The organism is Candidatus Ozemobacteraceae bacterium (assembly GCA_035373905.1).
Lineage (GTDB): Bacteria > Muiribacteriota > Ozemobacteria > Ozemobacterales > Ozemobacteraceae > MWAR01.
In genome coordinates this window covers 149,095-170,116 of record DAOSOK010000005.1, presented here as the reverse complement: position 1 = coordinate 170,116, position 21,022 = coordinate 149,095, and the positions used below count along the sequence as shown (strand labels likewise).

At 62.0% G+C, this 21,022-nt stretch carries 15 protein-coding genes; 12 read left to right on the top strand and 3 right to left on the bottom strand.

Annotation, left to right across the window (positions count from 1 at the left end; translation table 11 throughout):
• The first annotated feature begins 53 nt into the window (after positions 1–53).
• The 7 genes from PLU72_03900 to PLU72_03870 all read left to right on the top strand — a co-directional run bounded on the left by PLU72_03900 (position 54) and on the right by PLU72_03870 (position 10,135).
• Positions 54–548 carry an NAD(P)H-dependent oxidoreductase subunit E gene (locus PLU72_03900; GenBank protein HOT27309.1) on the top strand — a complete coding sequence of 165 codons (495 nt, stop codon included), beginning with the start codon at positions 54–56 and terminating at the stop codon, positions 546–548.
• Positions 545–2,440, top strand: coding sequence for an NADH-ubiquinone oxidoreductase-F iron-sulfur binding region domain-containing protein (locus PLU72_03895; GenBank protein ID HOT27308.1), 1,896 nt, complete (start codon positions 545–547; stop codon positions 2,438–2,440). The genes PLU72_03900 and PLU72_03895 overlap by 4 nt, the downstream gene beginning before the upstream one ends.
• A 5-nt stretch (positions 2,441–2,445) precedes the next feature.
• A complete protein-coding gene (locus PLU72_03890) occupies positions 2,446–4,452 on the top strand; it encodes an NADH-dependent [FeFe] hydrogenase, group A6 (protein ID HOT27307.1) in 2,007 nt (668 codons plus the stop codon).
• Positions 4,453–4,617: 165 nt separating this feature from the next.
• Positions 4,618–6,417 carry a [Fe-Fe] hydrogenase large subunit C-terminal domain-containing protein gene (locus PLU72_03885; protein HOT27306.1) on the top strand — a complete coding sequence of 600 codons (1,800 nt, stop codon included), beginning with the start codon at positions 4,618–4,620 and terminating at the stop codon, positions 6,415–6,417.
• Entirely contained in the window at positions 6,393–7,541 is a 1,149-nt protein-coding gene (locus PLU72_03880; protein HOT27305.1) for a SpoIIE family protein phosphatase, read from the top strand. The genes PLU72_03885 and PLU72_03880 overlap by 25 nt, the downstream gene beginning before the upstream one ends.
• Positions 7,542–7,646: 105 nt before the next feature.
• A complete protein-coding gene (locus tag PLU72_03875) occupies positions 7,647–8,684 on the top strand; it encodes an NHL repeat-containing protein (GenBank protein ID HOT27304.1) in 1,038 nt (345 codons plus the stop codon).
• A gap of 11 nt (positions 8,685–8,695) precedes the next feature.
• Positions 8,696–10,135, top strand: coding sequence for an adenylate/guanylate cyclase domain-containing protein (locus PLU72_03870; GenBank protein ID HOT27303.1), 1,440 nt, complete (start codon positions 8,696–8,698; stop codon positions 10,133–10,135).
• Between the two features lie 2 nt (positions 10,136–10,137).
• Here PLU72_03870 and PLU72_03865 read toward each other — a convergent pair whose 3' ends face one another.
• A complete protein-coding gene (locus tag PLU72_03865) occupies positions 10,138–12,549 on the bottom strand; it encodes an ATP-dependent DNA helicase (protein ID HOT27302.1) in 2,412 nt (803 codons plus the stop codon).
• 141 nt (positions 12,550–12,690) lie between these two features.
• Positions 12,691–14,274, bottom strand: a complete 1,584-nt coding sequence (locus PLU72_03860; protein ID HOT27301.1) for a fused MFS/spermidine synthase — start codon at positions 14,272–14,274, stop codon at positions 12,691–12,693.
• Between the two features lie 92 nt (positions 14,275–14,366).
• Between PLU72_03860 and PLU72_03855 the strand changes: the two genes are divergently transcribed.
• From PLU72_03855 to PLU72_03845, 3 genes are all read left to right on the top strand, one after another.
• On the top strand, positions 14,367–15,056 hold the full coding sequence (locus PLU72_03855; protein HOT27300.1) for a hypothetical protein: 690 nt from the start codon (positions 14,367–14,369) through the stop codon (positions 15,054–15,056).
• 171 nt (positions 15,057–15,227) lie between these two features.
• Entirely contained in the window at positions 15,228–16,124 is an 897-nt protein-coding gene (locus PLU72_03850; GenBank protein ID HOT27299.1) for a hypothetical protein, read from the top strand.
• Between the two features lie 16 nt (positions 16,125–16,140).
• Positions 16,141–16,788 (top strand): hypothetical protein, encoded by a 648-nt coding sequence (locus tag PLU72_03845; GenBank protein HOT27298.1) that lies wholly within the window; start codon positions 16,141–16,143, stop codon positions 16,786–16,788.
• A gap of 18 nt (positions 16,789–16,806) precedes the next feature.
• On the opposite strand, the gene PLU72_03840 is transcribed toward PLU72_03845, so the two are convergent.
• Complete coding sequence (locus tag PLU72_03840) at positions 16,807–17,154, bottom strand: STAS domain-containing protein (GenBank protein ID HOT27297.1); 348 nt, start codon at positions 17,152–17,154, stop codon at positions 16,807–16,809.
• Positions 17,155–17,796: 642 nt separating this feature from the next.
• Here PLU72_03840 and PLU72_03835 point away from each other — a divergent pair.
• Together PLU72_03835 and PLU72_03830 are read left to right on the top strand one after the other, a co-directional pair.
• A complete protein-coding gene (locus PLU72_03835; GenBank protein ID HOT27296.1) occupies positions 17,797–20,199 on the top strand; it encodes a hypothetical protein in 2,403 nt (800 codons plus the stop codon).
• Between the two features lie 139 nt (positions 20,200–20,338).
• Entirely contained in the window at positions 20,339–20,983 is a 645-nt protein-coding gene (locus PLU72_03830) for a hypothetical protein (GenBank protein ID HOT27295.1), read from the top strand.
• Positions 20,984–21,022: the final 39 nt, after the last annotated feature.

Here is a 21,022-nt window from a genome sequence, read left to right as displayed (position 1 = left end):
TCACACACACCTTTCCCTCTTCACATCATCAGATCATCGAAGGAGCCGAACACATGGAACCGGTCACGCTCACCCGCAAGTTCGAAAAGGTCTGCGAGATCCTCGACCGACACGGCCGCGACCCCGGGAAGCTGATTCCCATTCTGCAGGCCGTCCAGGAGGAGTATCGCTACCTGCCCGAGGAGGTCATGGCCTTCGTCGCCACCTCGCTCGACCTGCCGCCCGCCCGCGTCTACGGCGTCGCAACGTTCTACGCGCACTTCGCGCTCGAACCCAAGGGCAGATACGTCATCCGGATCTGCGACGGAACGGCGTGCCATGTGAAACAGTCGATCCCGATTCTCGAGGCGATCAGGAAGCGGCTCGGCCTCGACGAGAAGCGGCGCACGACGCCCGACATGCTGTTCACCGTCGAAACCGTCTCGTGTCTCGGCGCCTGCGGCCTCGCACCGGTCATCGTCATCAACGACGACGTGCATGGCCAGATGACGCCCCAGTCCGCCGTCGCCCTGATCGACGCGCTCGCCGTGAAGGAGGCCGCGAAATGACTGCCACAGCCGATCTGAACTCCATCGCTTCCACGTTTTCCGCCGCCGCCGCAAAGCCGGCGCGCCGGGTCATCATCTGCGCCGGCACAGGCTGCGTCGCGAACGGCGCCCTCAAGGTCCACCAGGCGCTGATCGAGAAGATCGCCGCCGAGCAGCTGCCGGTCATCGCCGAACTCCGCGAGGAGAAAGCCGACAAGGCCGTCTGGGTCTCGAAGAGCGGCTGTCACGGCTTCTGCCAGATGGGCCCGCTCGTCACGGTCCTGCCCGAGAATTACCTGTATACGCGCGTGAAGGTCGAGGATGTCGCCGAGATCGTCGAAACGACGCTCAAGCAGGGAAAGCCCATCGACCGGCTCGTCTATGCCGACCCGGCCACCGGCGCCCACTGCGTCCACGGTTCGGACATCCCCTTCTACAAGCGGCAGCAACGGACCGTCCTCAGGGAGTGCGGCCATATCGACCCTGATGATATTCGTGAATATATATCGCACGGTGGGTATGAGGCCGCCAGAATGGTATTTACAAAGATGTCGGCAAAGACGGTCTGCGAGGAAGTCGAAGGCTCCGGCCTGCGCGGGCGCGGCGGCGGCGGCTTCCTCACCGGTAAAAAGTGGGAACTGACGCGCGTCCAGCCCGGGCCGAAGAAATACGTCATCTGCAACGGCGACGAGGGCGACCCCGGCGCGTTCATGGACCGCAGCGTGATGGAGGGCAACCCCCACAGCGTCATCGAAGGCATGATGATCGCCGCGCGCGGCATCGAGGCCGACGAGGGCTACGTCTACGTGCGGGCCGAGTATCCGCTCGCCGTGAAGCGCATCCGCTTCGCCGTCGAAGAGGCCGAGCGGCTCGGCCTGCTTGGGGACAACATCTTCGGCAGCGGCCTTTCGTTCCGCCTTCACGTGATGGAAGGCGCTGGCGCGTTCGTCTGCGGCGAGGAAACGGCGCTCATCGCCTCGATCGAAGGCAAGCGCGGCATGCCGATGCCGAAGCCGCCGTTCCCCGCCCAGAAAGGCCTCAACGGCAAGCCGACCGTCATCAATAACGTCGAGACCCTGGCCACCGTGCCGCTCATCATCCGGAACGGCGCGGCATGGCTGCGCGGCATGGGAACGAAGAACTCGACCGGCACGAAGAACTTCGCGCTCACCGGCCACGTCGCGAACACGGGCCTGATCGAGGTCCCGTTCGGCACGACGATCCGCGAGATCGTGTTCAACATCGGCGGCGGCGTGACCCGCGACGACGGCGCTCTCTGGCCCGACGGCTTCAAGGCCGTCCAGATCGGCGGTCCGTCGGGCGGCTGCCTGACGAGCGAGCATCTCGACCTGCCGCTCGACTTCGACTCGCTCAAGGGCGTCGGAGCGATGGTCGGCTCGGGCGGCCTTGTCGTGATGAACCGCGACACGTGCATGGTTTCGGTGGCCCGGTTCTTCATGCAGTTCACGCAGAACGAAAGTTGCGGAAAATGCGTGCTGTGCCGCGAAGGCACGCGCCAGATGCTGGCACTGCTCGACGACATCATCGAGGGCCGCGCCACGGCCGAGACCATCGACACGCTTGAGACGCTGGCCGTCGCGGTCGGCAAGGGCTCGCTGTGCGGCCTCGGCAAGACCGCCCCGAACCCGGTGCTCGCCACCCTGCGGTATTTCCGAAACGAGGTCGACGCCCACGTGTTCCAGAAGCGGTGCCCGACCGGCCGGTGCAAGGCGTTGCGCTCGATCACGATCGACGCGGCGAAGTGCAGGGGCTGCACCGCCTGCGCCCGCAAGTGCCCCGTCCATGCCATCAAGGGCGAGGTGAAGAAGCCGCATGTCATCGATCCGGCGGTCTGCATCAAATGCGGAGCCTGCGCGACCGCCTGCAAATTCGACGCCGTCATGGGAGTGTGACAACGATGAACAACACGACTGCCACCGTTCTGATCGACAACCGCCCCGTTCCGATCGAGGGCGAACGCAACATTCTCGAGATGGTACGCAAGGCCGGCATCGAGCTGCCGACGTTTTGCTACCACTCGGATCTCAGCATCTACGGCGCCTGCCGCATGTGCATGGTCGACGTCGAGGGCCGCGGCCTGATGGCCGCCTGCTCGACGAAGCCCGAGGCCGGCATGAAGGTGAAGACGACGACCGAGGAGATCCGGCAGATGCGCAAGATCGTGGTCGAGCTGCTGCTCGCCAACCACGACGGCCAGTGCCCGACCTGTTCGAAGAGCGCCGCCTGCACGCTGCAGAACCTGTCGCGACGGCTCGGCATCACGAAGAACCGGTTCAAGCCGATTCACCAGCCGCGCGCGATCGACGTCTCCAGCCCCTCGCTGGTGCGCGACCCGAACAAGTGCGTGCTGTGCGGCGACTGCGTGCGCATGTGCGCCGAGGTTCAGGGCATCGGCGCGATCGACTTCGCGGGTCGCGGCCGGGACGCCGCCGTCCTGCCGGCGTTCGGCAAGAACCTCGACCAGGTCGAGTGCGTGAACTGCGGCCAGTGCGCGGCCGTCTGCCCCACCGGCGCCCTCACCGTGCGCTCGTCCGTCGAGGATGTCTGGAAACTGCTCGACGACCCGTCGAAGACGGTCATCGCCGAGATCGCCCCCGCCGTTCGCGTCGCTCTCGGAGAGATGTTCGGTCTCGAGGCGGGCGAGGTCGTCACCGGGCAGGCCGTCGCAGCCCTCAAGGCGATGGGTTTCAAAAAGGTGTTCGACACGTCGTTCTCGGCCGATCTGACGGTCATCGAGGAGGCGGAGGAGTTCCTGACCCGCTTCACGAAGGGGGAACGGCTGCCCCAGTTCACCTCCTGCTGCCCGGCCTGGGTGAAATATGCGGAACAATATCACCCCGAACTTCTGCCGAACCTGTCGAGCTGCAAATCGCCGCAGCAGATGTTCGGTTCAATAGCTCGCGATACGCTTCCGAAGGCGCTGGGCATCGAGAACAAGAACCTGGTCATCGTCTCGATCATGCCCTGCACCGCGAAGAAGTTCGAGGCACGCCGGCCCGAGTTCGCGAAGGACGGAATTCGCGACGTCGACGTCGTGCTCACGACGCAGGAGTTCGCCCGGATGATCGAGGAACGCGGCATCGATTTCCGGAGTCTGTCTCCCGAGTCGCTCGACATGCCGATGGGCTTCAAGACCGGCGCGGGCGTCATTTTCGGCGCCAGCGGCGGCGTGACCGAGGCCGTGCTGCGCTATGCCGCCGAGAAGGTAACCGGACGCACCCTCGAGAATGCCGACTTCGTGCAGGTCCGCGGGGAAGACGGCCGACGCGAGATCGAGTTCGACGTCGCCGGCAAGAAGCTGAAACTGTGCGTCGTCCACAGCCTCGCGAACGCCCGCAAGGTCGCCGACGAGGTGAAGCAGGGAAAGAGCGCCTACCACCTGGTCGAAGTCATGGCCTGCCCGGGCGGCTGCGTCGGCGGGGCGGGCCAGCCGCTCAGCCGCGACACGGCCGCCAGGCGGCGGCGTGCGAAGGGGCTGTACGACGCCGACAAGACCCAGCCGCTCCACAAGTCGCAGGAGAACCCTTACATCAGCGAGCTCTACAAGCGGAATCTCGGCGAGGTCGGCGGCCACAAGGCGCACGAACTGCTTCACACCGGGTACCATTCGCGACGCCGACTGGGTGATACGGGAATTCCCCTGATCACCGGCACGGCCGCCGAGAAGCTCAAGATCACGGTCTGCGTCGGCACGAGCTGCTACGTGAAGGGCTCGCAGACCCTGCTCCAGGGGCTGGTCAAGCACCTCGAGGAGCGCGGCCTCACGCACGCCGTCGACGTGCAGGCATCGTTCTGCCACGAGCGGTGCGACCGCGGCCCGACCGTCGTGATCGGCGACAAGGTGTTCGAGAAGTGCACCCTCGCCACGGCCATCAAGACCGTTGAAGGCCTGATCACATCCTGACGGGACAACGTGAACATCGAACGATTCACGGTCGTGTGCCTCACGGGCGGGTTTCAAACCCGCCCCCACGTCAGGAGGGCAGCGGATCGTGATCCGCCCGCGTTCCGGCAGTGAAGGCTGTTCTCCTGATGTGGCGGATATTGATATGATGGGGGAATGAACGATATGGAACGGGATCGAGCGGCTACTCCGGGCCAGGTGGTGTTCACGAACAAGGCGCGGTGCCGGGACTGTTACCGGTGCCTGCGCGTCTGCCCCGTCAAGGCGATCCGTATGGAGAACGGGCAGGCCTCGGTCGTGGCCGACCGGTGCATCGCCTGCGGCACCTGTATCCGGGAGTGCCCGCAGCACGCGAAGACCTACCGTTCCGATCTCGAGCGGGCGATCCGGCTCGTCCGGGAATCGAAGAACGTCGCCGTCAGTCTCGCCCCCTCGTTCGTCGCGCTGTATTCGCCGTGGGAACAACGCCGCATCCCGTCGGCCCTGCGGGCGCTCGGTTTCGCCCGGGTCGCCGAGACATCGGTCGGCGCCTACCCCACCGCCCAGGCGACGGCTGCCGCCGCGGCCCGGGAGCCGAATCGCCCGCATCTCTGCACCGCCTGTCCGGCGTTCGTACATTATATAATAAAATATAGAACCGAACTCGTCGACGCGTTGACGCCCGTCAGTTCGCCGATGATCGCTCATGCCCGCATGCTCAAAAACCAGCCGGGCGGCGCCGATCACGTCGTTTTCATCGGCCCGTGCGTCGCCAAGAAGGCCGAGGCCGACCGTCCCGACCTCGCCGGCATCGTCGACTGCGTGCTCACGTTCGAGGAGCTCCGGCAGTGGTTCGAGCGGGAGAACATCAGGCTCGACCGGCTCGAAGAGAGCCGGTTCGACGACGAACCGGCGGGCGACGCCCGGCTCTTCCCACTCCCGGGCGGCCTGACCAGGACGGCGGCGCTGGGCGCCGACGCGCTCGTTTCCGACATCGTCGCCGTCAGCGGCATCGACGACGTGAAACGTCTGCTCGACGGCATCACGAAGACGAAAGGGCCGAGGATCGTCGAGCCGCTGTTCTGCAACCAGGGCTGCGTCAACGGCCCAGCGATGCCGGGGGACCGCCCCCTTCTCACGCGGCGCGACGGCGTCCTGAGCTACGCCGCGGCGGCCCCGGGAACGGTTCCGGGCAGTCGGGAAGCTGATTCCGACACGTCGGCGCAGTATGGACCAGAATATAAAGATATCGATATTGAAATCACCGAGGAGAAAATCCGGAAGGTGCTCGAGACGACCGGCAAGGCGGCGCCCGAAGACCAGCTCAACTGCGGCGCCTGCGGGTATCCCTCGTGCCGCGACAAGGCGATCGCCGTCATCCAGGGCATGGCCGAAGCCGAGATGTGCATTCCCTGGATGCGCCGGCTCGCGGAACAGCGCACGGACCGCATCATCGAAACGAGTCCGAACGGGATCGTCATGTGCGACGAGCAGCTCCGCGTCATCAGCATGAACCCGGCATTCCGACGCTTTTTCTACTGTTCCGAAGGGGTGCTGGGCAAGCATATCTCGGTCCTGATGGATCCCGAGCCGTTCGAAAAGGTCCTGACCGGCGCCGAACACCTCATCGAAACGACGGTTCGGCACGAACGCTACAATCTCGTCGCCCACCAGATCGTGTATCCGCTGCGCGACGAGAGACAGATCGTCGGCATCTTCGTGAACGTCACCATGGCCCAGAAGAGTCGCGAGCAACTCGACGACCTGCGGCTTCAGACGATCTCGCAGGCCCGCGAACTCCTGACCCATCAGGTCGACATGGCCCAGCAGATGGCGAAACTGCTCGGCGAAAGCAGCGCCCGGGGCGAAGAGCTGGTCGAGAATCTCCTCCGGCTCGTGAGTGATGCTCCCGGCATGAAGGAACCAGACGAGAAAGGGGCGGAACGGAACCGGTTCGCACCATGGGATATCTTCACGTCGAAGTAGACGCGGCAAGCTCCGCCAAAAAGCGCGCCGCGGCCTGCGGCGACGTCTGGAGCGTCGAGCGGACGCCGGAAGCCACGACGATCCTGCTTTCCGACGGTCTCGGCTCGGGCGTGAAAGCGGCCGTCGCGGCCCGGATGGCGGTTTCCCGAATGACCGAACTCCTGCGCCGGGGTTTTTCGATGCGCCAGGCGTTCTCGCGCGTCGTCCACACGATGCACGAGGCGCGCGGCACCGATCTTCCCTATGCCGTTCTGAGCGCCATCCGCCTTCTCAACACCGGCGAGGCGACGGTTCTCTCCTACGAGATGCCCACGCCACTGTATCTGACGCGCAACGCCGCCGTTGCCCTCCAGATGCGCACTATCGCCCTCGAAACCGAGCTCGTCGGGGAAACCGGCCTGTTCCTGGAGCCCGGCGAAGGAATCATGCTGATGAGCGACGGTATCACCCAGGCGGGCATCGGGAAAACGATCAAGCTCGGCTGGAGCACCGAAGGCGTGAGACGATATCTCGACGAATGCCGCGCGGAGGGGCGCTCCATGAGCGAGATGGCCGGGCTCGTGCACGATCAGGCCCGCATCTACTGGGAAGGCCCCTTCGGCGACGACTGCACCACCCTGCTCGCGCGGGTGAGAACCGGTATCGTTATCAATATATTTACAGGACCGCCCGCCGACCAGCGTCTCGACGGGGAAACCGCGGGCCGCTTCCTGCGGATGCCCGGCATGCACATCGTCTGCGGCGCCACGACGGCCCAGATCGTCGCGCGCCGGCTCGGCAGGCCGCTCGGCATGGAACCCGCCGGGCAAAGCCTGATCGCGCCGCCGGCATATCGTCTGGAAGGGGTCGATCTCGTGACGGAAGGCGCGGTGACGCTGAACCAGGTGTTCAACATCCTCGAGGCCGACCCCGTCGAATACGAGCCGGACACCGGCGTCACGCAGCTCTGCCAGGCCCTGCGCTCCGCCGACCGCATCAACATTCTGATCGGCCGGGCCACCAACGCGGGCCACGAGGATATCGCGTTCCGCCAGCGCGGCATCATGCGCCGTTCCGCCATCATCACCCTGCTGATCGAAAGGCTTCGCGCCGCAGGCAAGCTCGTCGTTCCCGAATGGATCTGATCCCGGGGTTTCACAGCCCGATCACCGCCCGATCTCTCCTGCGCTTGAAAAGCGAAACTTGACTCCCCCCTCTTTTCTCACTAATTTGATGAAAAGAGAGGATCGATGGACGGGGCGTCACCGAGAGGAAAGTTCTCCAGATGCGGCCATACCGTTCTCCCGAGAAGCGGGGGGCGCGTCGGCTGGTTGCTGTTTCTCGCCGTCCTGCTCGTTCCCTTTGCCACAGGCTGCGGACGGGAACCCCACATGCTGAATCGCCCCACGACACTTCGACTGACGGGCGACGAGACGCGACTCCTCATCCTGGACACCGGGAACCGCCGGATCCTGATCTCGGACCTCGATTTTCGAAACTCACGCGAGCTACGCATTCCCGGCGTCGATCCGACAGAATTCCCTCTCTGGGGTCTCGAAGTCACCGGCCCGTCCGAATTTGCCGTGGCCAACCGAACCCGGGGAACTCCGGGCGGTCCGAAACATGATGCCGATCTCGTCCAGATCTCCCAGATCCTCTTCTTTGACTTCGACGGGAACCAAGTTCATCGCATCGTCTGGGAAGGTCGCGACAGGGCCCTTCAGTTCCCTCTCCAACTCCAGGCCTTGCCCGGCGGCGATCTCATCGTCGCGGATGGCGACACGGCAAGACTCACACGGGTTCGCCGCGACGGGCAACCACTGGCGACATTCGGCAGGTTCGGCCGCAAGAACGGTGAGCTCCATTTTCCCCAAGACATCTGCCTGCTTCCCGACGGGAACATGCTCATCGTCGATACCTTCAACAGCTGTCTCCGGCTCTTCGGGCCCGACGGAACCTTTCTGCGAACGGTCGTCGAAGCGGGAGAGGAGGAAGGCCGCGTCCGGTTTCCCCAGTTCGTCTGCCGAGATCGTGCCGGGAATTTCTACTGTTCCGAGCTCGAGACCATGCGGGTTTCGGTATTCGATGCCGACTGGCGTTTCCGGAAGGCGCTCGTTCCGCGTATTCCCGATGCCTCGGCCGGAAAAGGCCGGTTTTTCCAGCTCGGCGGGCTGGCATACGCGGAGTCTCGGCGCGAACTGCTGGTCGCCGATGCGTTTCATTCCTGCATACACGTGTTCGACGCGGACGGGAATTGGGTCCGTGCGACCGGCGCCGTTCATCGGTGAGGATCGATCACATGTGGCACTCAGGACCGCTTCGACTGAGATGGAAGGTCTTTCTCCTGTTCAGCTCCCTCGTCGTTCTTGCGGGGCTCGCCTGCAGCGTCCTCACTTTTCGCCACGTCGAAGAAGCATATGAAAGCGAATTGAACGAGCATCTCCTGTCGCAGGCCGCACAGGTGGCGCTTGCGATCGATCCCGACAGGCTCGCGGCCATCGAGTCCGACGATGATCCGTATTGTCTGGACTTGCGGTCGTTCCTGAAGAAGGCACAGCAGGCCTCACGGTTTTCCTGGCTGGCCGTCTACCGGAAGAAGCGTGATTACTTCATCTCCGTCGCCGACGGTCACAACCATCTTGCCGGCACGTTCTGCATGGGGTATCCCATCTTCGACATCACTCCAGCCATGCTGAAAGCCTGGGACGGCACTCCGTCCCTTTCCCCGGGTGAATCCGACATGTATGGGTACTGGAAGACCGCCTACGCACCGATCCGGAACGCGTCCGGAACCGTCGTGGGGATCGTCGATGCAAGCCAGAATGCCGTTCTCAGGGATCGCGTCCGGGCATCGATCGTGTGGCGGACGGCCCTCCTGGTGATCATCGGGCTCCTCCTCAGCCTTCTGACGGCAAACCGCTTCTCCAGCCTCATGACCCGGGGGCTGGACACCCTGATGACCGGCATTGCGACGATCGGCGCGGGCGACCTGACCTTCCGGTTCCCGGTTCTTTCGGGGGACGAGATCGGCGTCGTCGCGCACAAGTTCAACGAGATGGTCCAGCACCTCCAGGAGAAGATGCGCCTTTCCAGATTCGTGTCCGAGAGCGTCTGCAACGTCGTTCGAAACGATCTTCGCGGGCAGGATGCCGAGGGCCGGGAGCGCAAGGTCACCGTGCTGTTCTCCGACATCCGCTCGTTCACCGCGATCACCGAAGTCCATCCGCCCCAGGCGGTCGTGACGATGCTCAACGGGTTCCTGGAGGCCATGGCCGGGGCAATCGAACGACACGGGGGCGTCGTCGACAAGTTCATCGGCGACTCGATCATGGCGGTGTTCTACCCCGACGAGGGAAACGACGACGAACTGCGGGCGGTTCAGGCGGCCCTCGACATGACCGAGGAACTGCGCCGGTTCAATCAGCGGCGCGAGCAGGCCGGCCTGTTCACCATCCAGGCCGGCATCGGCATCAACACGGGCATCGCCGTGGCGGGCATCATCGGCTCTTCGCAGGGAAGGATCGAGTACACCGTCATCGGCGACCCGGTGAATACGGCCGCACGCCTCGAGGATCTCTCGAAAAACGGCTCCCATACGCACATCATCATCTCCGGCAGAACCTGCCAGCCCATCAGCCATCTGTTCGATGTCCAGCGTCTCGGGATCGAGAAGGTCAAGGGAAAACAGAGCGAAGTCGAAATTTTCGAGATCATCGGCCCGAGAAAAAGCGTTCTATAGCGCTACCTATTTATGTTGTTCCAGAAGGCCGTCACCGCCTGTTTCAGCGTGTCGACCGAGCGGATCGTCCGGGCATGCGACCACTCGCTCGGAAACAGGCTCCGATACCCGTGCCGGAGGAACCGTTCGTCGATCAGCAGGACAATGCCGCGGTCCCGCTCCGTCCGGATGACCCTGCCCGCCGCCTGCATGACACGGTTCATGCCGGGATACCGGTAGGCGAACTCGAAGCCCGTTCCCGACTTCCGCTCGAAAAAATCGCGGATCAGGTCCCGCTCGAGGCAGATCTGGGGCAACCCGACCCCGACGATGATCGAGCCGATCAACCGCTCTCCGCGCAGGTCGATCCCCTCGCCGAAAATGCCTCCCATGACAGCAAAGCCGACGAGCGTGGAAGATCCATCGTCTGAGAACTCCCTCAGAAATGCGTCGCGGGCGTCCTCATCCATTCCCGAAGATTGTTCCAGAACCCGGATATCACGGCATTTCGCCGTGAAGATTTCACGAACGGCGTTCATGTATTTATACGATGGGAAATATACCATATAATTTCCCCGACGACCGGCGACCGCCGCGCGAATGATGTCGACAAGCGACTCGTAGCTTTGGTCGCGCACCCGAAACTCGGTCCGGATCTGCGGAAGCACCATCAATCTGAGGCGCGCGGGATCGAACGGAGAGGGAAGACGCAGAATGCGGTCCGGCATGTTTCCGCCCTTCCTGCCGCCCAGGATCTCGAAGAAATACTTCATGGGAAGCAGCGTCGCGGAGAAGAAGACGGTGCTGCGGGCACGCTTCAGGGCTTCGGCGAGCAGATCCGACGGATCGAGGCAAAACAGCCTGATCCGCACGTCACGACCCTCGACTTCCGTATAGCAGACAAAATGTTCATCGAACGTCTCGGCCACTCGCACGAATGCCGTGGCGCGGAAATACACCTCGAGAAGCGCCGTGCGGGCTTCCGACGGCTCCGGTTCGGTCAGACAGGCCTCCGCGGCCTTCAGAAACCGACGGAGTGCCTGCACCAGCTCTTCGGGAGGCTCGGCGGCAACGCCCGGCGGGCGGTCCCCGGCCGGCACGGCCTGCGACAGTTCCCGCGAGGCTCGCGTGAAATGCGGGGTGATCTTCGCGAGTGCTCTCGCGACCGCCGGGTAGGGGATCTTCACCGGCTTCTTCAGCTCAGCGAACCAGCTTTTCCGCAGCTCCGCCGAGAACATCTCCCGCGCCCGGTCCGGAAGGTTATGGGCCTCGTCGACGAGGAATGCATACTCATCCTGGGGCGGGTCGAAGAACCGGCGCAGATACACGCGGGGATCGAACGCGTAGTTGAAGTCGCCGATGACGACATCCGACCAGAGCGAGAGAAACAGCGAGAATTCGAACGGGCAGACCCGGTGGGCCCGGGCGACTTCCTCAACCGCCGGCCGGTTGAAGGAGTCCCGCTGAAAGATCGCCTCCAGGGCATCCTTCACGCGGTCGAAGTATCCGCGGGCATATTCGCAGGCTTCCGGCCGACAGTCGGGAGTGTCGAGAAAGCAGATCTTCTCCTTCGCCGTCAGCGTCAGCACCTTGCACCGCAGGCCGATTCCCGCGAGCATTTTCAGCGTGTCTTCGGCGACATTTCTTCCGACGGTTTTTGCCGTGAGATAGAAGATCTTCGCCACGAGGCCCCCGCCCAGCGCCTTCAGCGCCGGAAACAGCGTGGCGACCGTCTTCCCGATGCCCGTCGGAGCCTGGGCGAACAGGTTCACCCCATCGGCGATCGCTCGGTACACGCCGACCGCGAACGCACGCTGGCCCGCCCGGTAACCCGCGAAGGGAAACGCGAGGCCCGCGATCGAGGCGTCGCGAGCAGACCGCCATTCGTTCATCGTTCGCGCCCACACGAGATATCGTGAAACCAGGTCGCCGAAAAACGTTTTCAGCTCCGCGACTGCGTATTCCTGCCGCAGTTCGAGCGTCTCGAGCGTGTCGAGGTTCAGGTAGGTCAACTGAACGGCAATGCATTCGAGGTTGTGCTGCGTCGCGAACATATACGCGTAGACCCTGGCCTGGCCCCAGTGCAGCGGCTGGTTTTCAACCGTGATTTCCATGAGAGGCGTCGTCGTGGTCTTGATCTCGTCGATGACAACCGGATCGGCCCCGCGCCACACCCCGTCGATCCGCCCCTTGATCTCGAGCTCGACCTCAGGCGTGACAACCCGGAACGAAACCGCGATCTCCGCCTCGTAATCCGCCGGTCGGCTCTTCTGAATCCGCTGATGCCCCCGCGTCCCAGCCACCGCCCGCCCCGCTCCAACGAACATCCCACCGCCGAGATCCCCCGCCTGCATAACGAACTCAACCAGGTCCCGCACCGACACCCGCACGAGTTCGGGGCCAGCCCGTTCATGGCCAATGTGACGATCCGTCATGCGCTCGCATCTCCGATCACGCGTGCGGACTCACCGAGCAACGAGATGGATCCCGCGTATCGACGCGGGGAGACGGCGGCCATGACACACAACATCAGGCATGCATCCTTCCCGTCGTTTTCAGGCAATCCGGGAAAGGCTCTACAGTGTCCTCAGGGCGTGAATCGCCCGGACTTTCGCGATGGCGATTCCATCGCGGATGACGTTGCCGAGCGCCCGGTTACTCAACCATTCCACCGGGGCAAAGTCATCGGTGAGGATTTTCGCGGTGTCGACGATCTCCCGGTGCTGGGCCAAGAACGCTTTGAACACAGGATACAGGATGTGGTCCTCCCCGACCTGAGCATGCATCGGATCAGGGAGTCGGCTGTCCTTCGCCATGGTTGCGATGAAGATGGAATTCACCTCGTTCCTGACCGGACAAACGAAAACGCGGGGGAAGACGCTTTTCATCGTTTGGACGAGGGATTCCGACAGTTCGAGATCGGCAGCGAACGGCAGATTGTAGTTGACCGCCACGACACCGTCCGATGCCAGGCGGCTTTTCACCTGGTACCAGAATTCGGCGGTCGTCAGGTGGAAAGGGATGGATATATCGTGATATGCATCGAGCACGACCATGTCCCATGTCCGCTCGGTGCGGGTGAGAAAGGTCCGGGCGTCTTCGATCACCACCTCGTCCTGTCCCGGCTTCACGCCGAAGTAGACGGACCCGAGCGCGGCGATGGCCGGATCGATCTCCACCCCGGTGATGGTCGATGCCGGAAAAAAAAAGCGGCAGATACGTGAGATCGTGCCGGCCCCGTAGCCCAGCACCAAAAGCCGCAGGGGCTTTTCGAACCGGGGATTGTCACGGAAGAACGGGGCAAGCATGGCGTAATCCCAGTAATTGCCGGTCATCACGCCGTCATCCCGCGCGATCGACTGGCGGCCAATGAGAGTGTGCGTCGAAAGTTGCAGGCCGCCGTATTCCCGCGCAACGCGCAGGTAGTTGTACACCGATTCATCCTCGAGAATCGACGCCGTCCAGAAGGCAAACGACGGCCGGAGCGGGAGGACGGGCAAGGCGCAGAGCATCAGGACCACGAGCAGGCTTCCCGAGCCCGCACGATTCGATTCGGGGGACACAAGCCGGAAATACGCAAGGGAAATCAGCCCCAGCACCGCCGCAAAGAGCAGAAACGTGCGGGTCGAGCCAAGATACGGAATGCTCACGAAGGTCGGCAGGAAGGTGCCGAAGATGCTCCCGACGGTGGAAAGAGCCCCGAGGTCACCGGCGGTTCGACCGGTCGCGGCGGTATCGGGGAGGGTGAAGCGTAGAAGGAACGGTGACACCATGCCGAGAACGAAACAGGGCGGGGCGAAGATCAGGAGGCAGGAGAGCAGAACGCCGAGCGGCAACGCCTGGCCGGGCACTGCCACTATCATGCCGAAGAGAGCCGCCGTCATGAGATACCGGCCAAGCCAGGGCGTAAGGGCCACCCAGATCGCGCACCAGAAAAGAAGCCTGAACAGGCGATCGGGCCGGTCGCAGGAATCGGCCAGCCGGCCGCCGAAGCGGCTTCCCAGGCTCATGGCGGTGAGAATGATCCCGATCAGGATCGTCCAGGTGATCATCGACGAGCCGAAATACGGAGCGAGAAGACGCGAGGCGCTGACCTCGACACCCATGATCGCCATTCCGGAGAAAAAGGCAGCGATGTGAAAAAAAGTCGTCGGATTCATGCATTCCTCGTGTTTGCCGGTCAACGGATGGTAGAATATCTCCCGCTGGATTGTCACGAACTTTCTCGAAGCCCTCGTCCGGGAAACCCTGAATGGAAGGAAACGAAGAGATCCGCTCAGCCTGGAAAAAAATGGTTGTCACCGCGATTCTGCTGGTCGGTATCGCCGGAACATGCGGCTATGGGCTGTTTCGCGCAGCAGAGCGGGAGTTCCGGAACGTGACCGGCGACACTCTTGTTTGGGTTGCCACGACGACCAATGCACGTCTCATGGTTCCTCCTCCTTTGCGGCAGCACATCGCCGAGGAGGTCGCAAGCCTCTCACGCTCGGTCGCGGCTGGCACAAGCCCGCTCCTTCCGTCCCTTCGCTTGATGCGCTCGTTCGAACGAGGACCGCTCTATCTTGCCCTGCTGCTGCGGGGGTTCGATCAGCAGTGCCGCAACCCCGATATCTCGCGCCTGATCGGTCGCTTTTTTGCTGATTGGAAAGCACTCGGGCAACCCGACGATTCCGTCGCCAGCCTCAGCCGGCTCTTGACCGTTGAGGCGGAAGAGCTTGCCCAGACTCCGTCGGGGTTGGCCCTTCCGGAATTCGTCTTCGTCCTTCGCACCGATTGGAACGAAGCAGCCCTCGCATCGGTTGCAACCTTTTTTGCAGATTTCAAAACGGCATCCGCCTCGTCTGGTACGGGAAGCCAGCTTTCGAACGAGATCACGATGCCGGATCCCATAGCTGAACTGAAGGCCGAGATCATCCGGCTCGGGGTGGGAAACGGTCGTTAGACCCTCGAGAGTTCCCCGGGGTCGGGGCATCGAAATTTTCTGTTACAGAGCAATCGAAGCATCAGGTATTATTCCTTCGGAACGAGTTGATATCCGTCTTGCCCGCCACCGAGCATGTTGTCATCACGTTCTGGTTTCAATCCATCTTTTCACCTGAAGGAGGTTTCTCCCATGGTCCTGCGAAAAATAAGAACCATCTGTCGGGGATTCGTCCTTGTCCTGCTTCTCGTGGCGATGTCGGTCAGCCTGACCGGGTGCGCCGCTCTCGGACCGTTCCTTGCCGTGCTCGGACCTATTCTGAGCACCCTCGGTTCAGTCGGAGGACTCGTCGGATCGATTGTCGGTATTTTCAACCCGGAAGTCGGCCAGAAAATTTCGCAGATCAGCGGAGCCATCGGCCAAACAGGACAGACCTTTACGAACACTTGGCAACAGATCTCTCAATCGGCATCCCCGAACACCGGCACCCCCGGAACTCTCACCACTCCCACGATCAAAGGCGCTTCGTTGCGCGACGAAGATGGAAACGCCTTTGCAAGCACGAGAGTGTCGTCCACGGGCGGCGGCAGCATGCGAACATCGACTTCGGGCCTTTCCGGGACACAGACATCGCCCGGCCGTCAGACCACCCTCGCTCCCGTCTCGTCTCCGTCGCCCGCAGGATCCGCCCCCAGCAACGCGCAGTCCTTGATCAGCAGCGGTTTTGCCACAACCGGAACCAAGGCATTCGACGGTCGGCTCAATCTGACTCAGTATGCCGGGCCAAGCGATCGGACCAAGGACAAAAACACCATGATGGGCATCGGAAACCGGGACAACAAACTTCGTAGTTCATCTCTTGCTCTTTCCCCGGATCTGATCTCAAAATACGGTCTCAAGGGGGGAGAAGCGATCTCGATCCAGACTCCCCAAGGAACCCGATACCTCGGAACCTACGACGACACGACCGGCAACCGGAATGAACCGAACGTCATCGACATCTATGACCCGACTGACAGCCTCGGCAACGACAGCTTTATGGGAAACGTCAAGGGCGACTGGAAACTCGTCGTGGGCCCACGAAGCTGAGAAGGAGAATCGACGTATGACCAGCACACGTTCCAAGACCGAAACGACACGACGCCGTCCGTTGAGCGTCCGCCATGGATTGGCGCTCGGAATTTTCCTGCTTCTGATGCTGGCTTGGGGAACGACCCTTCCCCTCCTGGCTCTCGGCGAAAAGCTTCCTTCCGATGTTCCCGCCCCCGGCTATATCGACAAAATTCCCGCGCCCGGCGGCGACAAGGCGATGTTCTATCTCTTCAACCCGCCGCAACCGGGGGTATTCGGCGTATGCGACAAGGACAATGGCATTCTCTGGCAAAAGACCACCGGCCTTCGGTCGCTGATCACCTATTTTTGGGCCGAAGATGGAGCATCGATCGTTTTCGTGACTGATTGTCTCCAAAAGGAGGCGGATCTCCGCTTCGACCCGCCGGGTGATCCGGCTTCGGCGACCCGCAGCTGGTTCTTCGTTCTCGATGCGGCTTCTGGGAAGATCCTCGCCGAGGGAGACCTCGACATCGATGTCCTCAACCTTCCCAAGACGCTTCCTGACGCAGTCGGTGCGTCGCATCTGCTGAAGGTGAAACTCGAAAACGGAGTCCTTTCCGCCGAGATCGATCATCGGGGAACGATCATAAAGGGGTCCAGGCCTCTCTCCGAGCTTTCTCCGAAGCCGGGCAAACCGTGATGAAGCTGCGCCGGGGGCTCAGCCCCTGGCGCGGTGAACGGCTGCGGACAGGGAATCGACAAGCTCGGCCTGCGGCAAAACTCCGGCCAGATTCAGCACCTTCACCACAACCGGCGCGACTCCAACCAGATACAGTTTTCCCGCAAAATCCTCGACCACCCTCACGGTAAGTTCGAGGAGCTGGGCAACGCCCAGACTGTTCATGACCGGAGACCCCCCAAGGTCGATAATCAGGCGATTCTTGCCCTGCATCAGCAAGGGGTCCGCTCTGGCGTTCAGCTCTTTGCCGAGGGCTTCATCGAAATATCCCGACACCGCAAAGACCGGGATTCCCTCCGTTTCGTTCAGGTTGATCGTTGCACCCACGCACCCCTCCTGACAAACCCGGCATTTTCTTTGCCGGATGCGTCACCAGCACATCAGTAGCATAAACCCACCCTTCTGACAAGGCCGCGGCGTTGCGCATGCCCATGAGGGGCGCCCCCCCGGCTCCGCCACGTTCCCCAAACCGCACAGGCACGAGGAATGGAAAGCGGCGAGCGTGAAACATTCATATTGAGGGCTGTAGAATGAACATCATCCGTTCGCCCTGAGGCTTGTCGAAGGACGAGAAGCTCGCGCGCTTTGACAGGCTGGCTTATTGAGTCCTGCATATCAAAAACCTGCTTCGTGTCTCCGTTCGTGCTGAGCTTGTCGAAGCACGAACAGCCATTTGCCGATGATTCCGCATGTCGCCTTTCGACAGAGTCAGGGCGAACGGGTGGCTTTCATTCTGCAGGAATCAATAGCAGGAACGGGAACATCCCAGCGGCTTTCGTTGCGCAGAAATCAATCAAAAATCCGGGGTCAACAGCCTGATGGAAAGCGGGGACTCTGGTATACTTTTTTCAACGTCCCCGAGCGATGCGGCGGCGATGTGGCCGAGGCCATCCATGGTTCGTCTCCGTCACGACGGCGCAGGGAGATATGTTCTTCGCGGATACTCTTCGAAAGAGGACTGTTCTCAAGATGCCGGACCAGGCCACATTTCTCAATGAGCTCAACGCCCCTCTGAAATCTTTCCGATTGTTTGCCATCGAGCACTTCATCTACGAAGGAACTGGTGCCGATCTCGTTCAGACTCTGGAACAGGCCCTCGAAAATGAATCAGATGAAGAATGCAGGCTTCTGCTCGGCCATGCAATAGCCTCGGTCAAATCCAGAACCGCTCCCTCTCAAGCATCTGTCGTGAACATCACGCTTCCCGACACGACCGGCTTCCCTGGCACCTTCGGAGCCGCTTCACCGGAGGAAAAACTCCGGCTTCTCAGAGCTCTTTCGCCGAACCAGGCCAAAGATCTCGCCGCATGGGCGGTCGAAGCGTTTCGCCGAGAGAACCATCCCCTTGTAGCGCGCGATCTGATCCGCCGTTTCGGATCGATATGGCCTCTCGCCCGGCTCGACGTTCTAAAGGAAGCGTTGGTCTCCAATCTCCAGGCCGTGCGGTTCGCCGCCATCGAAGCATTGATGGAACTGGCACCCCAGGTATTGCTCGAACACATCCCGAGCATGCTTCAGAACCCCGACCCCCGGCTCCGCTCCCTGCTCATCCGCGCCCTTGTCGCCATTGATCCCGACGAGGCCCGCGCTCATCTCGAGGCGCTCCTGTTCGGAGCCGATCGGTACGGTCGCATTGCCGCTCTGCGGGAATGCGCCCGCCTTCCCTTTTCTCTCACACGCCCCCTGCTGTTGACCTTTCTGTCGATCGAGCCGGTTCCAGCGCTTCTCGACGCCGCCGGCGCAATCCTCGCAGCCAACCCCGACCCCGAGATCCCATTCAGGATCGCGGATATCCTCTCGCAACGCTCCGACCAGGGGCAGATGCTGGGAGCGATTCTCCATACGGTCATCTCGACTCTTCACGCCTCCGGTCAGCTAGCGGAAGATCCCGCAATCTACCGGGAACGTCTCCAGAAGCATGTCAACCGGCTTGGCGCCAAGCGCGCCGTCAAGACGCTTCAGGCCGCGTTCTCCCTGCCGGACACCGTGTTCCGCGAGGAAGCGCTCGCCTCTCTGAGACTTCGCCTCGGCCAGCCGGCGATCCGTGAAGCGTTGAAGGAGTTGCTCGAAGAGACGATGCCCGAAGACGTGCGGGCGGCCATCGTTGACATGCTCGAGCCACCCTCTGCTTCCCCCCTTGAAAAAGACCGTCCACAACCGATTTCCACGGTTGCCGAGCCGGGTTCTCCCAAGCTCGATCTCGCGTCTTCCCGGAATTGGCCCGCGGAAGCCTCACCGGAAGATCAGGCACGCTGGCTATCGAGCCGGTCCCGTGAAGAGGCTGACATCACGGCAGAAGTCATTCAGGGTCTTCTCGAGAAATCAAGCACTCCTCCCCAAGTCCGCGCCGTCGCCTTCCGAACCGCCTGTCGACTGGCCCTCCCCGGGTTCGAGACTGCCGCGGAAGAAGGGATTCGTCAGACGGACGACGCCGTTGCGGCAGCCGCATTTGACTATCTCGCCGCCGTTTCGCCCGACGAGGTCTTTCCTCTGCTGGGAAAATTCCTCAAGTCCCCCAGGCCACGCCTCCGTCTGGCAGCCATCAAGATCCTCCGCTCGTCCGACCCCCTCCAGGCCGTTTCGTCGCTGTTCACCCTTTTGCAATCTCCCAATGTGCAAGAAAGGGCTCTGTCGATGAACTGCCTCGTCCAATTCGAGTTTTCCCTCATCCGTGACCGTCTTGTCGACCTCCTCACATCCGGAAAAGCCCCCGAATTATGTGACAGTGCTTTCGCTCTGTTCGAAGCAAACCCCGACCTCGATTCACTTTATCCGCTCTACCAATTGGCCCGAAACGAAAATGAGGCAATCGCCAGACGTGCCGACCAAACCCGGTCACGCATCATCGATTTGCTGGTCACCGTGGGACGAGCCACCCCACAGACGATCAAGACCCTGGAAGAAGGATTTCCGGCACGTTTGAAACAGGATAATGCCCGCAGAGCCATCCCGGCTCCGGCCTATTCTCTCCGGTCAGTGAAGGAGACACCCCCGCCAACCGCTGAGATTATCCGCCAGATGCTGTACGGAATCTTCGTCACCCATGGACGATGGATCGTGGGAGCATTGGTCATCAGTCTCCTACTCGGCCGATTTTTCGGCTTCGACGGGGCGAAAACAGAAGTCAAAGCCATATCAGGAGCGGTGATCCAAAGCGGCATATCTCGAGCTTCCGGGAGCCTTGCCGAGATTCAGGCCTTCGGCTGGACGATCCGGCTGAACGATGGAACGCGCTGGCGGCTTTCGCCTCCGCCCGGCGGGTTTCCCCCGGCCTGGATCGGCGCGAGCGTTACCGTCGAAGCGGCGATCTATCGCCGCGACACGGACGGAGCGTTGTTGGGGCATTGCCGATCCGTCGTCATTCATCCATGATGGGTTCATTCGGCGCACCCGACATCGCAAGCAAATTCTGTTACATTTTCCCTTGAGGTTTCGGTATCATCAATTGTCAGGGTGCAAAAAATCATGAAAACACCCATGTATGAACAATTTCGAAAGAGGAGGGACCGTCATGACCATTCGGAAGATGAAAAAACTGTGCCGTGGTGGGATATTCATCATGCTCCTGATTCTCATGTCGATCAGCCTGACGGGATGCGCCTTTCTGGCAGCTCTGGGACCCATCCTGAGCGTCCTCGGCTCTCTGGCCAGCGTTGCCGGCACGATCGTCGGCATCTTCAATCCTCAGGTCGGATCAGCTATCAGTCAGGCAGGCGGAGCATTGTCTCAAAGCGGAGACACGATGTCGGCCTATGCCGCGCAGTTCCCCCCCCAGCAGCCGACCAGCCCCCAGCAGTTCACCTCCCCCACGGTAGTCGGGGCCCCTACCACGTCGGAGGATGGTTCCGGCCAGAAGCAGAGAACGAGCGCTCCGGCGGCCGCACCGCAGGCGACTCGCGTCTCTGCGCAGGGACAGTCGCAGGGATCGTCGCAGGGACCGACTTCCGGACAGGCTGCGGCAAACACCTCAACCCCCTTTTCCAGCATCTCTAATCTGCCCGCAAACAAGACGCAGGGCTCTTTCTCCAACATCAACGACGTTCCCGCTCAACCGGTTGTTCTGCTCGAAGACGCGTTCCGCCCCATCCTTCCCACCAGCGTCTACCAGATGGTCGACTGGAAGGCCGCACCCCAACCTGCTTCCAAAGCGCCTTGACGAGTCGTGAAAGCCCCGCTTTCCTCCGACTTGTCCGGT